General features: G+C 69.0%; 10 protein-coding genes. 7 read left to right on the top strand and 3 right to left on the bottom strand.

Annotated features, from left to right (window positions below):
• Positions 1-21 precede the first annotated feature (21 nt).
• From tssC to tssA, 3 genes are all read right to left on the bottom strand, one after another.
• The gene (tssC, locus tag SZ55_RS14955) at positions 22-1,518 is read right to left on the bottom strand and encodes a type VI secretion system contractile sheath large subunit (protein WP_044407522.1); all 1,497 of its coding nucleotides are present in this window, start codon (positions 1,516-1,518) and stop codon (positions 22-24) included.
• Positions 1,519-1,530: 12 nt separating this feature from the next.
• On the bottom strand, positions 1,531-2,046 hold the full coding sequence (gene tssB, locus SZ55_RS14950) for a type VI secretion system contractile sheath small subunit (protein ID WP_044407521.1): 516 nt from the start codon (positions 2,044-2,046) through the stop codon (positions 1,531-1,533).
• An 86-nt stretch (positions 2,047-2,132) separates the two neighbouring features.
• Entirely contained in the window at positions 2,133-3,164 is a 1,032-nt protein-coding gene (gene tssA / locus SZ55_RS14945) for a type VI secretion system protein TssA (protein ID WP_044407519.1), read from the bottom strand.
• A 403-nt stretch (positions 3,165-3,567) separates the two neighbouring features.
• Here tssA and tagH point away from each other — a divergent pair, with 403 nt between their 5' ends.
• From tagH to SZ55_RS14910, 7 genes are all read left to right on the top strand, one after another.
• Entirely contained in the window at positions 3,568-5,313 is a 1,746-nt protein-coding gene (tagH, locus tag SZ55_RS14940) for a type VI secretion system-associated FHA domain protein TagH (protein ID WP_044407517.1), read from the top strand.
• A gap of 82 nt (positions 5,314-5,395) precedes the next feature.
• Positions 5,396-5,875 carry a type VI secretion system lipoprotein TssJ gene (gene tssJ, locus SZ55_RS14935; RefSeq protein ID WP_044407514.1) on the top strand — a complete coding sequence of 160 codons (480 nt, stop codon included), beginning with the start codon at positions 5,396-5,398 and terminating at the stop codon, positions 5,873-5,875.
• Positions 5,876-5,891: 16 nt separating this feature from the next.
• The gene (gene tssK, locus SZ55_RS14930) at positions 5,892-7,226 is read left to right on the top strand and encodes a type VI secretion system baseplate subunit TssK (RefSeq protein WP_044407511.1); all 1,335 of its coding nucleotides are present in this window, start codon (positions 5,892-5,894) and stop codon (positions 7,224-7,226) included.
• Between the two features lie 6 nt (positions 7,227-7,232).
• Positions 7,233-8,582: a DotU family type VI secretion system protein gene (locus tag SZ55_RS14925; protein ID WP_044407508.1), complete on the top strand. Its 1,350-nt coding sequence runs from the start codon at positions 7,233-7,235 to the stop codon at positions 8,580-8,582.
• Positions 8,579-12,091, top strand: coding sequence for a type VI secretion system membrane subunit TssM (gene tssM, locus SZ55_RS14920; protein WP_044407505.1), 3,513 nt, complete (start codon positions 8,579-8,581; stop codon positions 12,089-12,091). Before SZ55_RS14925 ends, tssM begins: the two co-directional genes overlap by 4 nt.
• Positions 12,088-12,783 carry a type VI secretion system-associated protein TagF gene (gene tagF, locus SZ55_RS14915; protein ID WP_044407501.1) on the top strand — a complete coding sequence of 232 codons (696 nt, stop codon included), beginning with the start codon at positions 12,088-12,090 and terminating at the stop codon, positions 12,781-12,783. Before tssM ends, tagF begins: the two co-directional genes overlap by 4 nt.
• Positions 12,783-13,511, top strand: a complete 729-nt coding sequence (locus SZ55_RS14910) for a PP2C family protein-serine/threonine phosphatase (protein ID WP_044407498.1) — start codon at positions 12,783-12,785, stop codon at positions 13,509-13,511. The genes tagF and SZ55_RS14910 overlap by 1 nt, the downstream gene beginning before the upstream one ends.
• Position 13,512 lies beyond the last annotated feature (1 nt).

Below are 13,512 nucleotides of genomic sequence, written 5' to 3'. Positions count from 1 at the left end.
AGGCGCTTAAAGTGACGCGCCTCAGGCCCCCTTGGCCGAAGGCAGTTTGGATACCAGGCGCAGCGACACGGTAAGCCCTTCGAGCTGGTAGTGCGGACGCAGGTAGAACTTGGAGCTGTAGTAGCCCGGGTTGCCTTCCACTTCCTCGACCACCACCTCGGCGGCGGCCAGCGGGTGCTGGGCCTTGGTGGTTTCGGTGGAGTGCGCCGGATCACCGTCGACGTAGTTGAGGATCCAGTCCTGCAGCCAGCGCTGCATGTCGTCCTTCTCCTTGAACGAGCCGATCTTGTCGCGAACGATGCACTTCAGGTAATGCGCGAAGCGGCAGGTGGCGAACAGGTACGGCAGGCGCGCGGCCAGGTTGGCGTTGGCGGTGGCGTCCGGGTCGTCGTACTCGGCCGGCTTCTGCAGCGACTGGGCGCCGATGAAGGCCGCCAGGTCGGTGTTCTTCTTGTGCAGCAGGGGCATGAAGCCGTTTTTCGCCAGCTCGGCCTCACGGCGGTCGGAGATGGCGATCTCGGTCGGGCACTTCATGTCCACGCCACCGTCGTCGGTGGGGAAGGTGTGCGCCGGCAGGTTCGGCACTTCGCCACCGGACTCCACGCCACGGATGCGCGAGCACCAGCCGTAGAGCTTGAACGAGCGGTTGATGTTCACCGCCATGGCGTAGGCCGAGTTGGCCCAGGTGTACTTGCTGCTGTCGGCGCCGGCGGTGTCTTCCTCGAAGGCGAACGCCTCCACCGGGTCGGTCTTGGCACCGTAGGGCAGGCGGGCCAGGAAGCGCGGCATGGTCAGGCCGATGTAGCGCGCATCCTCGGACTCGCGCAGCGAGCGCCAGCCGGCGTATTCCGGGGTGGTGAAGATCTTGGTCAGGTCACGCGGGTTGGACAGCTCCTGCCAGGAACCCATGCCCATCACGGTGGGGGAGGCGGCGGAGATGAACGGTGCGTGCATGGCGGCGGAGACCTTGGCGATCTCGCCCAGCAGCTCCACGTCCGGCGGGGACTGATCGAAGTAGTAGTCGCCCACCAGGCAGCCGTAGGGCTCGCCGCCGAACTGGCCGTATTCCTCTTCGTAGAGCTTCTTGAAGATCGGGCTCTGGTCCCAGGCGGTGCCCTTGAACTTCTTCAGGGTCTTGTGCAGCTCGCCCTTGGAGATGTTCAGCACGCGGATCTTCAGCTGCTCGTCGGTCTCGGTGTTGTTCACCAGGTAGTGCAGGCCGCGCCAGGCGCTTTCCAGCTGCTGGAAATCGGCGTGGTGCATGATCAGGTTGACCTGATCGGTGAGCTTGGCGTCGATCGCGGCAATGATCGATTCGATCGACTTGATCGCGTCATTGGAGATCAGGTTGGTCTGCTGCAGCGCATGCTCGGCCAGGGTGCGCACGGCGGTTTCCACCGCCTCGCGGGCCCGGTCGGTCTTGGGCTTGAATTCTTGCAGCAGCAGCGAGGCGAACTCGCTGGTCTGCTCGGTGGTCTGGCCGGCCTGGGGCGCGGCGTCGGTCATCAACTCGGCCATCTGGTTGTCCTCTTAGGCTTGCGGCTCGTTGTCCTGCGGCTTCGGCGCGCTGGCCAGAGCCTGCAGCAGGGCCGGGTCCTTGATCGCTTTCATGATCAGTTCTTCAGCGCCGGTCTTGCCGTCCATGTAGGTCAGCAGGTTGGCGAGCTGGGTGCGGGCTTCGAGCAGCTGGTTCAGGGAGTCGACCTTGCGCGCCACGGCGGCCGGGCTGAAGTCGTCCATGTTCTCGAAGGTGATGTCCACGGAGAGGTTGCCTTCGCCGGTCAGGGCGTTGGGCACGTTGAACGCGACGCGCGGCTTCATGGCCTTGAGGCGCGAGTCGAAGTTGTCGACGTCGATCTCCAGGAACTTGCGGTCGGCGACGGCGGCCTGGGGCTCGGCCGGCTTGCCGGCGAGGTCGGCCATGACGCCCATGACGAAGGGCAACTGCACCTTCTTCTCGGCGCCGTAGAGCTCCACGTCGTACTCGATCTGGACGCGGGGTGCGCGGTTGCGCGCGATGAATTTCTGACTGCTGGTGCTACCCATGGTTGCTCCTCCTTCGCTGCCTTTACGGCTGTTGGGGCGTCATCGGCCGCTAGCCGGTAACGGATGCACGGTCTGCCGGATCGGGGTTACTCGGACTCGGGGCCGCGCAAATTCTCGAATTGCGACATCCCATCGGGGATGAGGTTGCGCACGATCTCGGCGAAATCCGCCGTGACCAGCTTCCGGGCGCGCTTGAGCAGCATCGGAACCGGGCTGGAGGGCTCCTGGCGCTCGTAGTAGGCGAGGATGCGGTCCAGCGTGCGCAACACGTCGTCGCGGTTGTTGATCTCGTGGGCGGCGGCGCGCGGCGCGCTGGCCACGGCGACCGGGCTCTCGCCGGCACTGCCGTCGCCGTCGCCCGTCGCGGCGTCTTCGGCCGGCGCGCTGTCGTCCAGGGGCGCGTGCTCCTTGACGATCTGCAGGGCCTGGCGGATCAGCTGCTTGAGCGGGGCGAGGTCGGCGCTCTGGGCCGAGCCGACCTGGTCGGACAGCGTCGACTCGATGGCCGCCAGTGCGGACTGGGCGTCGGTGAGGGCCTGGCGGGTGCTTTCCAGCAGCGCCGGGTCGGTGTCGCGGAAGGCGCCCTGGAGCTGCTCGGCGGTCAGCGTTTCGCTGGGGAACCGCTGCAGGTCGAGGGCGTTCAGGGCAGCACGCAAAGTGACCGCTCCGAAGGCACGGGAGCTGGTCAGGTTCGCCTCGCGCACCAGGCGGATCACCGGCTCGGAGGCGAGGCCGGTGAGGGCATTGATGCGGAAGGTCGGGTCGTTGTCGTCGTCGGCGTCGAGCTGCGGGTACACGCCATCCCAGAACTGGGTCAGCAGCTCGCGCACCAGCGTCAGGCTCTGGGCCAGGCCGGCGAGGCCTTCCAGGGCGATGGCGCTCTGCAGGAAGTAGTTGGCGATGCGCAGGTCCTTGCTGCGGCCCAGCAACTGGCTGGACAGCTCGCGCACGTCGCGCCACGCGGGCGGTTCGGCAGGCAGCACGGAGTCGCCCATCTGACGTTCGGGCTGGCCTTGGGCGATTCGTTCGAGTTCGAGATACGAGGCGTCGTATTCGAGGTCGTCACCGCACGGGGACTCGGCGGAAACGGGGGAAAGCAGGTGCGACACGTCCACCACGGTGGGTGTTCTCCTTGTCAGGGCTGGGGCGAGCATGGTTCTGGAGCAGACGTACGACTTGATCACAGTCCCTTGGATCAACGTCTTGGTGACGCCATTTTTCTGGCCTCAACCGCTGCAACTCCTATCCATTTTTCGGGTCGTATTTTGCCCTTGTCAAGACAAACGCGAACCACAACCGACAGATGTGCGCTAGTCGACGCTAGCCTCTTCGGATTGTAAAAGTTTACTTTTTTCGTTCTAAGATAAGTCGGCTAAAGCCATCAGATTTTTCTTCGCTGAGAGTGTTCGCGCGGCTTGGCGAAACAGGGGCACGTGCAGGGTCCGGACCGGCGCGCTGTTGCACGGCATCGAAGGGTTCGGTGTTCGCGCCCCTCTCCAGTGAGATGTGCAAGGAGTCGCAATGCCACTGCGTTTGACCATCACCAGTTATCACAAGCTCACCCCCGGGCAACGTCCCGACGCCGAGCTGGACCGTGGTGAACTGAGGATAGGTCGTGGTACGGAAAACGACTGGGTGCTCCCCGATCCCGAGCGCCTGGTGTCCAGCCAGCACTGCACCATCCAGAGCCGTGACGGCGTCTACTACCTCACCGACACCAGCACCAACGGCGTGATGCTCGCGCAGTCGGGCATCCGCCTGCGCCGGGGCAACAGCGAGCGCCTCAATGATGGCGAAGTGCTCAAGCTCGGCGAGTACGAGATCCTCGTGCAGATCACCGCGCCGGCCACCTCGCAGCCGTTCTCCAGCGGCCCGGCCGCTGCCCCGTCGGTGGGCGGTGCGGACCCGTTCAGCAATTTCGATGCGCTGATGAGCCGACAGGTCGCCTCCAGCGCCATCCCCGAACCCTACGCCGCGCCCTCGGCCACCCAGATGCCCATGGGCGGCTCGCCGCTGGACACCAAGCCGGACCTGTTTGATTTCCTCAACCCGGCGCCACCGCCGGCGGCCGCGATTCCCGATCACGTGCCCGCCGAGCGCCATGACTTCCGCCCGCCGACGCCGGTGGCTCCGCCCGCGCCGCCGCCGCTGCCCAGCGTGACGCCGCCCCCGGCCGCCGCTGCCGAGGCCCATGCGATCCCGGCCGACTGGGACCCCTTTGCCGACCTCGGCCTCTCCACCCCGTCGGCGGCCCCGTCGATTCCGGTGCCGATGCCCACGGCCGCCACGCCCCAGGTGCCCGAGCCGGCGCCGATGCAAGTGCCCGAGGATTTCTTCGCCGGGATCGGCACGCCTGTCAGCGATGCTCAGGCCACGTCCGTGCCGCCGCCCCAGGCTGCCGCCCAGCCGGACCCGATGGCCGTGCTGTTCGGCAGCACCCCGTTCGAGCCGAGCCCCCAGGCCGAGGCGCCGGTGGCCGTGTCCGTGCAAGCGCCTTTGGACGTGCCCGTCGCCCCGGCGCTGACACCCACCGCCCAGGCCACCCACGCCGCCATTGCCACGCCGCCGCTCGAACCCCTGGCCGCGGCCATGCCGGTGCCGACGCCGCCTGCCGCCACGCCGCCCCAGGCGGTTCCCCCGGTTGCCGCGCCGCCCCAGGGGGCTGTCCAGGCGCCCCAGGGCGAGTTGCTGGAAGCCTTCCTGCGCGGCGCCGGGTTGTCCCAGCTGCGCATCGACCGTGCCGAGGCGGCCGCGCAGATGGAGGCCATCGGGCGCAGCTACCGGCTGATGGTGGAGGGGCTGGTGGACGTGCTGCGCGCGCGCTCCAGCCTCAAGGGTGAGTTCCGCATGTCGCAGACCATGATCCGCCCGGTGGAGAACAACCCGCTCAAGTTCGCCCCCAATGCCGACGAGGCGCTGCTGCTCCTGCTGCGCCACGGCAACGCCGCCTTCATGCCGCCGGACCAGGCGGTGAAGGAGAGCTTCGATGACGTCAAGGCGCACCAGCTGGCCGTCATGGCCGGTGTGCAGGCTGCCATCAAACACCTGCTCAAGCGCTTCGAGCCCGCCACCCTCGAAGCCCGCCTGAGCAAGCCATCGGGCCTGTCGGCCCTGCTGCCGGGTTCCCGGCAGTCGCAGTACTGGGAGTTGTTCACCGACCTCTACGCGAGCATCTCGCGGGAGGCCGAGGACGACTTCCAGGACCTGTTCGGACGCGAGTTCAGTCGCGCCTACGAGGAGCACAGCGCCAGGTTGCGCGGTGGCTAGCGCCGCCCGCCTGCCGGGGCGTGGCCAGGCCCGTCCCGCCGTCGCTTCCGTGGATCAACAGCAGTCAACGAGGACGTACCGAATGCCAAGGATTCTTCTGCTCGCCATGGCCGCGCTGCTCAGCGCCTGTGCCTCCGAGCCGGAAAAGGAAGCCCCGCCGCCGCCCACCGTGGTGCAGCTGCAGATCGAAGCCAGTGCCGACCTCAACGCGCTGCCCGGCGGTGCCGGCACGCCGGTGCGGGTGCGCCTGTACGAGTTGCGCAACGCCACCACCTTCAGCCGTGCCGATTACTTCTCCCTGGTGGACAAGGCCCAGGCGACCCTCGCCGCCGACCTGGTCGCCCAGGACGAACTGCTGGTCAAGCCGTCCGATCGCCAGATGCAGGAGCGCACCCTCGACGAGGGCACCCGGCAGCTCGGCATCGTGGTCGGCTACCGCGAACTGGATGCCGCCGTCTGGCGTGACGTCATCACCGTTCCGCTGAACCAGACCAGCGCCTACAGCCTCAAGTTCGGCGCACGCGGCGTGACCGTCGCGCCGGCGCCCATCACCGAACACTGAAAAGCGGAGACAGCCCATGTCATGGAACAACCGTGTGGTCTGGTCGGAAGGGATGTTCCTGCGTCCGCAGCACTTCCAGCAGCATGACCGTTACCTCGAAGCCCTGGTGGAAGGGCGCTGCCGTTCGCTGCGCCCCGGCAGCTGGGGGTTCTCCGAGCTGAAGATCGACGAGTCGCTGCTCTCCCAGGGCAAGCTGGCGATCCTCTCCGCCCGTGGCCTGCTGCCCGACGGCACCCCGTTCGACATCCCCGGCGACGACGTGGCGCCGGAGCCGTTCGACGTGGAAGAGAGCCTGCGCGACGGCATCATCTACCTGGCCCTGCCGCTCAAGCGGGCTGGTGCCCGTGACACGGTGGAGGAGGGCGAGGAGCTGGGCGGTGCCCGCTACCGCAGCCAGGTGCGCGAAGTGCGCGACGACAACGCCGCCTTCGAAAGCCGTGCCCCCGTGTCCATCGGCGGTCGCGCCCTGCGCCTGGTCACCGAGCGCGACGGCCTGGGCGAATACGCCGCCGTGGGCGTGGTGCGGGTGCTGGAGAAGCGCGCCGACCGCGCCGTGGTGCTGGACGAGTCCTACATCCCGCCGCTGCTGGACGTGGCCGTGTCCAAGCCGCTGGCGGCCTTCCGCAGCGAGCTGCTGGGCCTGCTGCACCAGCGTGGCGAAGCCCTGGCCGGCCGCGTGGTCGCCTCCGGCGCGGGCGGCGCCTCGGAAATCGCCGACTTCCTGCTGCTGCAACTGGTCAACCGTGCCGAGCCCCTGGTGGCGCACCTGGCGCGCATCGCCCCGCTGCACCCCGAGGACTTCTACCGCGAGGCCGTGGCCCTGGCCGGCGAGTTCTCCACCTTCACCGCCAGTGGCCGGCGCCCGGCCGAATACCCGGCCTATGAGCACGACGACCTGGCCAACAGCTTCGCCCCGGTGATGCTGGCCCTGCGCCAGGCCCTGTCGATGGTCATCGACAGCCGCGCGGTGCCGATCCCCATCGTCGAGAAGGCCTACGGCGTGCACGTGGCGATGCTGGCCGACCGCACGCTGCTGGAGAACTCCGCGTTCATCCTCGTGGTGCGCGCCGACGTGCCCGGCGAATCCATCCGTGGCCACTTCCCGCAGCAGGCCAAGGTGGGTTCGGTGGAGCACATCCGCGACCTGGTCAACCTGCAGCTGCCGGGCATCGGCCTGCTGCCGTTGCCGGTGGCGCCGCGCCAGTTGCCGTACCACGCCGGCAGCACCTATTTCGAACTGGACCGCGGCAGCGACCACTGGAAGCAGCTGGTGCATTCCGGCGGCTTCGCCTTCCACATCGCCGGCAAGTTCCCCGGCCTCAACCTGGCCTTCTGGGCCATCCGGAGTTAATTCGCGATGCACCCGATCGACGATCCCTTCGGCGGCCCGCCCATCGGTGGCGGCAGTGGCGGCAACAACAACGACCGCACCATGATCATGCCGCGCCCGGGCGGGCGTGGCCCCGAGCCGACGGCGCCGCGCCCTGATGCACCGCCGCCCGGCCCGGCCCCGGCCAGCGGGCCGATGCTCACCGCGCGCGGCCTGGGCCTGAACCCCCTGGAGAACGCCGCCGGTCCGATGCTGGCGCTGCTCACCCGGCTGCGCAACACCATCGCCCACCCGATGCCCGCCAGCCTGCGCGCGCAGCTGCTGGGCTACCTGCGCCAGTTCGAAGAGAAGGCCCGCGCCGCCGGCGTCCCCCAGGACGAGGTGATGCTCAGCCGCTACGTGCTCTGCACCGCCCTCGACGAGGCGGTCATGAGCACCCCCTGGGGCAGTGCCAGCGAGTGGGGCAAGCAGAGCCTGCTGATCACCCTGCACAACGAGGCCTGGGGTGGCGAGAAGGTGTTCCAGCTGCTCGACCACTGCCTGCAGAACCCGCGCCAGCGCCTGCACATCCTCGAACTGCTGTACCTGTGCATCAGCCTCGGCTTCGAAGGCCGCTACCGGGTCATGAACGACGGCCGCAGCCAGCTGGACGCGCTGCGTGAGCGGGTGGCCGCCACCATCCGTGCCACCCATGGCGAGATCGAGCGCGAGCTGTCGCCGCACTGGCGCGGCCTGGTGGTCGCCCGTGACCGCCTGCGCCAGTTCCTGCCGCCCTGGGTGGTGATCGCCATCGGCGCGGCGCTGCTGCTGGCCCTGCTGTTCGGCATGCGGCTGAAGCTGGCCGCCGAGGCCGAGCCGGTGTTCAAGAACCTGCATGCCCTGGGCGACATCCCGGTGCAGACCATCGACCGTCCGCCGCAGAAGCCGAAGATCGTCGAGCGCCCGCGCCTGGCCGGCTTCCTCGCCGACGAGATCCGCCAGCAGAAGGTGGCCGTGGAAGACGCCGTGGACCGCTCCGTGGTGACCATCCGTGGCGACCAGCTGTTCGCCTCCGGCAGCGCCAGCATCGATGACGACTTCCAGCCGCTGCTGCTGCGCATCGCCGAGGCGATCCGCAAGGTCAAGGGCCAGGTGCTGGTCACCGGCCACAGCGACAACCGGCCCATCGCCACGCTGCGCTACCCGTCCAACTGGAAGCTGTCCCAGGACCGCGCCCAGCAGGTCATGGACGTGCTCGCCGCCAAGACCGGCCAGCCCGAGCGCTTCCGCGCCGAAGGCCGCAGCGACACCGAGCCGGTCGCATCCAACGACACCGCCGACGGCCGTTCGCGCAACCGCCGGGTGGAGATCACTGTTTTCGCGGAGGGCGTCGAGTGAAGGCGTTTTTCAGTTTCCTGGCCCGCTGGGTCATCCCGGTGCTGGGCCTGATCGCCCTCAGCCTGGTGATCTGGTTCGTCGGCCCGCTCATCGCCATCGGCGGCTTCGAGCCCCTGGCTTCGGCCACCGTGCGCTGGGTGATCATCATCCTGCTGTTCGCCGTGTGGATCGGCTGGCGCGTGCTGCGCCTGATCCAGGCCCGGCGCAACGCGGCCAAGGTCATGCAGGGCCTGGTGGCCGTCGCCCCCGACGCCGCCACCGTGGCCACCAGCGAAGAGCTGGCCACCCTCAAGCAGCGCATGGACGAGGCCCTGGCCCTGCTCAAGCGCGCCAAGCTCGGCGGCCATGAGCGGCGCAACCTCTATGAGCTGCCCTGGTACGTGATCATCGGCCCGCCGGGTTCGGGCAAGACCACTGCGCTGGTCAACTCCGGCCTCAACTTCCCCCTCGCCGAGCACATGGGCTCGGGCGCCATCCGTGGCGTCGGCGGCACCCGCAACTGCGACTGGTGGTTCACCGACGAGGCCGTGCTGCTGGACACCGCCGGACGCTACACCACCCAGGACAGCCACGCCGAAGTGGACAAGGCCGCCTGGCTGGGCTTCCTCGACCTGCTCAAGACCCAGCGCAAGCGCCGCCCCATCGACGGTGCCTTCGTCGCCATCAGCCTGTCCGACCTGCTGCTGGGCAGCGAGACCGAGCGTGCCGCCCACGCCCGCGCCATCCGCGCCCGGGTGCAGGAGCTGTACACCCAGCTCGGCGTGCGTTTCCCCATCTACGTGATGCTCACCAAGCTCGACCTGGTGCCGGGCTTCATGGAGTTCTTCGACGCGCTGAGCAAGGAAGAGCGCGCCCAGGTCTGGGGCATGACCTTCGCCCTGGACGACGGCAAGAGCGCCGAGGGCCCGCTGTCGGTGTTCGGCAGCGAGTTCGCCCTGCTCGAACAGCGCCTCAACGAGCGCCTGGTGGAGCGCCTGCAGCAGGAGCGCGACCCCGCCCGTCGCGACCTGATCTACGGCTTCCCGCAGCAGTTCGCGGCCCTGCGTGATGCGCTGTCGGGCTTCCTCGACGGCGTGTTCAAGCCCAACCCCTATGAAGAGCGCCCGCTGCTGCGCGGCGTGTACTTCACCAGCGGCACCCAGGAAGGCAGCCCCATCGACCGCCTGATCGGTGCCATGGCCCAGAGCATGAACCTGGACCGCCAGCACCTGGCGCGCCAGACCGGCACCGGACGCAGCTACTTCATCGAGCGGCTGTTCCGCGAGGTGGCCTTCGGCGAACGCGGCCTGGTGGGCGCCAACCCGAAGGTGGAGCGCCAGCGCACCTGGATCGCCCGGGGCGTGCTTGCCGCCACCGTGGTGCTGGTGCTGGCCGTGCTGGGCGTGTGGATCGCCAGCTTCCGCGCCAACCAGGCCTACATCGCCGAAGTGGATGCGCGGGTGAAGCCGCTGCACGGCCAGTTGCAGGCCCTCAGCCCGGCCCAGCGCGATGTGCTGGCGGTGCTGCCGCTGCTCAATGCCATCCGCAATGCGCCGGGTGACGCGCCGTCGTGGGCCGAGGGTTTCGGCCTCTACCAGGGCGACATGCTCGGCGCCGAGGGCGCCAGCGTGTACCGCAAGCTGCTGATCGCGGTCATGGCCCCCCGGGTCATGGCACGCCTGGAAGAGCAGCTGCGCGGGGGCGGCAGTTCCGACTTCCTCTACGAGGGCCTCAAGGCCTACCTGATGCTGGCCGACCCGGAGCACTACGACGGCGACTTCATCAAGGCCTGGATCGCCCTGGACTGGGACCGCAGCCTGCCCCGCGACCTGGCGCCGGAACAGCGCCAGGCCCTCAACGACCACCTGGCCGCGCTGTACGACCGCGCGCCGCCGGCCGTGCGCCTGGACGACGACCTGGTGCAGGACACCCGTCGCCAGCTGCAGCAGCTGTCCGTCGCCCAGCGCGTGTACGACCGCGTCAAGCGCCAGAAGCTGCCGCAGAACGTGCCGGACTTCCGTATCAGCGAAGCCGCCGGCCGCGACGCCGCGCTGGTCTTCGCACGCAAGAGCGGCAAGCCGCTGAACGACCCGCTGCCCGGCTTCTTCACCCAGCGTGGCTACCGTGAGGTGTTCATGGTTTCCAGTCTGAGCCAGGCCGGGACCCTGGCCGAGGAGCAGTGGGTGCTCGGCCGCACCGTGGAGGACGCCCAGGACGCCGCCAGCCTGGCCCTGGAAGTGCGCCAGCTGTACTTCCAGGACTACCTGCGGCAGTGGGATGCGCTGCTGGCCGACATCGACTTCGTGCCCATCACCAGCACCGGCCAGGCGGCCGATGTGCTGCGGGTGCTGTCCGGCCCGCAGTCGCCGCTGAAGAAGCTGCTGGAAGCGGTGGCCAAGGAGACCGACCTGCAGAAGGAAGAGCGCCTGGCCGCCGCCAAGCTGGCGAAGGAAGGCAACGGCGCCGTCGACAAGCTCAAGGCCCTGGTGGGGCAGGGCGGGGACGACACCCAGCAACCGGCCCAGCCGGGTGCGGACGACCCCATCAGCCGCCACTTCGCCGAGCTGAACAGCCTGGTGGACAAGGGCGAGGGTGACACCGCCGCGCCCATCGAGGCCCTGCTGGCCGACCTCAACGCCCTCTACGTGCAGCTCAGCGCCATGAGCGGCGCCAGCGGCGACCAGCTGCTGGGCGAGGCGAAGAACCAGGCCCAGGCCGCCGCCCAGCGCGTCAGCCTCGGCGCCGAGCGCCAGCCGCCGCTGGTGCAGGGGCTGGTCAAGTCGGTGGTCAGCGCCTCCACCAACACCATGATGGGCGGCATCCGCAACCAGCTGAACGCCGCCTGGACGGCCGAGGTGGTCAACGTCTACCGGCAGTCCCTGGCCGGTCGCTACCCGCTGGACCGCAACAGCACCCGCGACGCCACCCTGGACGACTTCGGCGCCTTCTTCGGCGTCGGCGGGGTGATGGACAGCTACTTCCGCAAGTACCTGCAGCCCTACGTCGACACCTCCGCCACCACCTGGCGCTGGCAGCCGGGCGCAGCGGAGAAGCTGGGCATCAGCGCCGGCGTGCTGGGCACCTTCCAGCGTGCGGCGCAGATCCGCGATGCGTTCTTCCGCTCCGGCAACACCACGCCGATGGTGCGCTTCGAGCTGAAGGCGGTGGCCATGGACGCCGCCATCGACCAGTTCCAGCTGGACCTGGACGGCCAGCAGTTCAGCTATGACCACGGCCCGAGCCGCCCGGTGGCCATGCAATGGCCGAGCCCCAACAGCCTGGGCGTGGTGCGCCTGAGCGTGACCCCGCCCACCAGCGCCGGTCGTTCCGGCCTGACCCTGGAGGGCCCGTGGGCCTGGTTCCGCCTGCTGGACCAGTCCGACCTGACCCAGGGCAACGCGCCGGACCGCTTCACCCTGCGCATGCGCGTGGACAACCTGAGCATCTCCAGCGAGCTGCGTGCCAGCAGCGCCTTCAACCCGTTCCGCAGCCGCGTGGTGAGCGGTTTCGGCCTGCCGGAGCGGCTATGAGCGCAGCGGGTTTCTACGGCAAGCTCGCCGGCCGCGGCGACTTCATCCATCGCGGCCTGACCCCGGCCTTCATCGAGGCCTGGGACCGCTGGCTGGCCGCCGGCATGGCGGAAAGCCAGGCCGAGCTGGGCGGCGCTTGGCTCGACGCCTACCTGATCAGCCCGCTGTGGCGCTTCAGCATCGCCCCGGGCCTGCTGGTGCCCGAGGCGGTGGCCGGCGTGATGATGCCCAGCATCGACCGCGTGGGCCGCTATTTCCCCCTCACCATCGCCGTGGCGCTGGAGCCGTCGTGCAACAGCGGCGCGCTGGTGGGGGGCGCCGATGCCTGGTTCGAACAGGCCGAGGCCTTGTTGCTGTCGACCCTGGAGCCGGAGGCGGACGTCGATGCCTTCGAGCGCGGGGTCCAGGCCCTGGGCGCGCCGGAGGCAAGCCCACGGGTGACGCCCCGGGTCAGCGACCTGGGCGCACTGGCCTACCCGGTGGAGGGCGAGGCGGCGCGTCGCGCGGTGCTCGGCCAACTGGCGGGCGAGGGCTGCAGCTTCTTCTGGGGACGGGGATCACAACGGGTGGAGGCGCAACTGGTGAGGTTCCAGGGGCTGCCGCCGACCCGCTACTTCAGTCGCCTCCTGGTGGGCGAGGGCGCCGTCGGCCAGCCCCCGGCCATCGGGCAGATCGATTTCGGGAGCCTGTGATGCCGCTGCCTCCTGTCACGCAGTACCAGTCGGCCAGCCACAGCCATGTGGGGATGGTCCGCCAGGTCAACGAAGACGCCTGCCTGGACGCCTGCGAACGCGGGCTCTGGGTGGTGGCCGATGGCATGGGCGGACACGCCGCCGGTGACTACGTCAGCAACCTGATCGTCGATACGCTCCGTGGCGTGCCTTGCACCGATGCGCTGGACCTCTACGTGGAGGCCCTGCGCGCGGCGCTGGTGCACGTCAATACCCTGGTGCGGGCCGAGGCGGCCCAGCGCGGGGTGAACATGATGGGCAGCACCGTGGTGGTGCTGGCCGCGCGCGGGGGCGAAGGCACCTGCCTGTGGGCCGGCGACAGCCGCCTGTACCGCTTGCGGGAAGGGCGCCTGGAAGGCATCAGCCGCGACCACAGCTATGTCCAGGACCTGGTGGACAGCCACCTGCTCAACGAAACGGAGGCCAGGGCGCACCCCATGGCCAATATCGTGACCCGGGCCATCGGCGTGCAGGATGACCTGGAGCTGGAGGAATCGCGGTTCGTCGTGCTGCCGGGAGACAGTTTCCTGCTCTGCAGCGACGGTCTGAACAAGACCGCCGACGACCACGAACTGTGCGAAGTGCTGGGCCACGCGGACCCCTACCAGGTGGTCCGCAGCCTGGTGCATCTGGGCTTGACCCGGGGCGCGCCGGACAACATCACGGCGGTAGTCGTCAAAGCATCCTGAG

The sequence above is a fragment of the Pseudomonas sp. FeS53a genome (assembly GCF_000931385.1).
Classification (GTDB): domain Bacteria; phylum Pseudomonadota; class Gammaproteobacteria; order Pseudomonadales; family Pseudomonadaceae; genus Metapseudomonas; species Metapseudomonas otitidis.
This window is presented reverse-complemented; position numbering and strand designations above follow the sequence as displayed.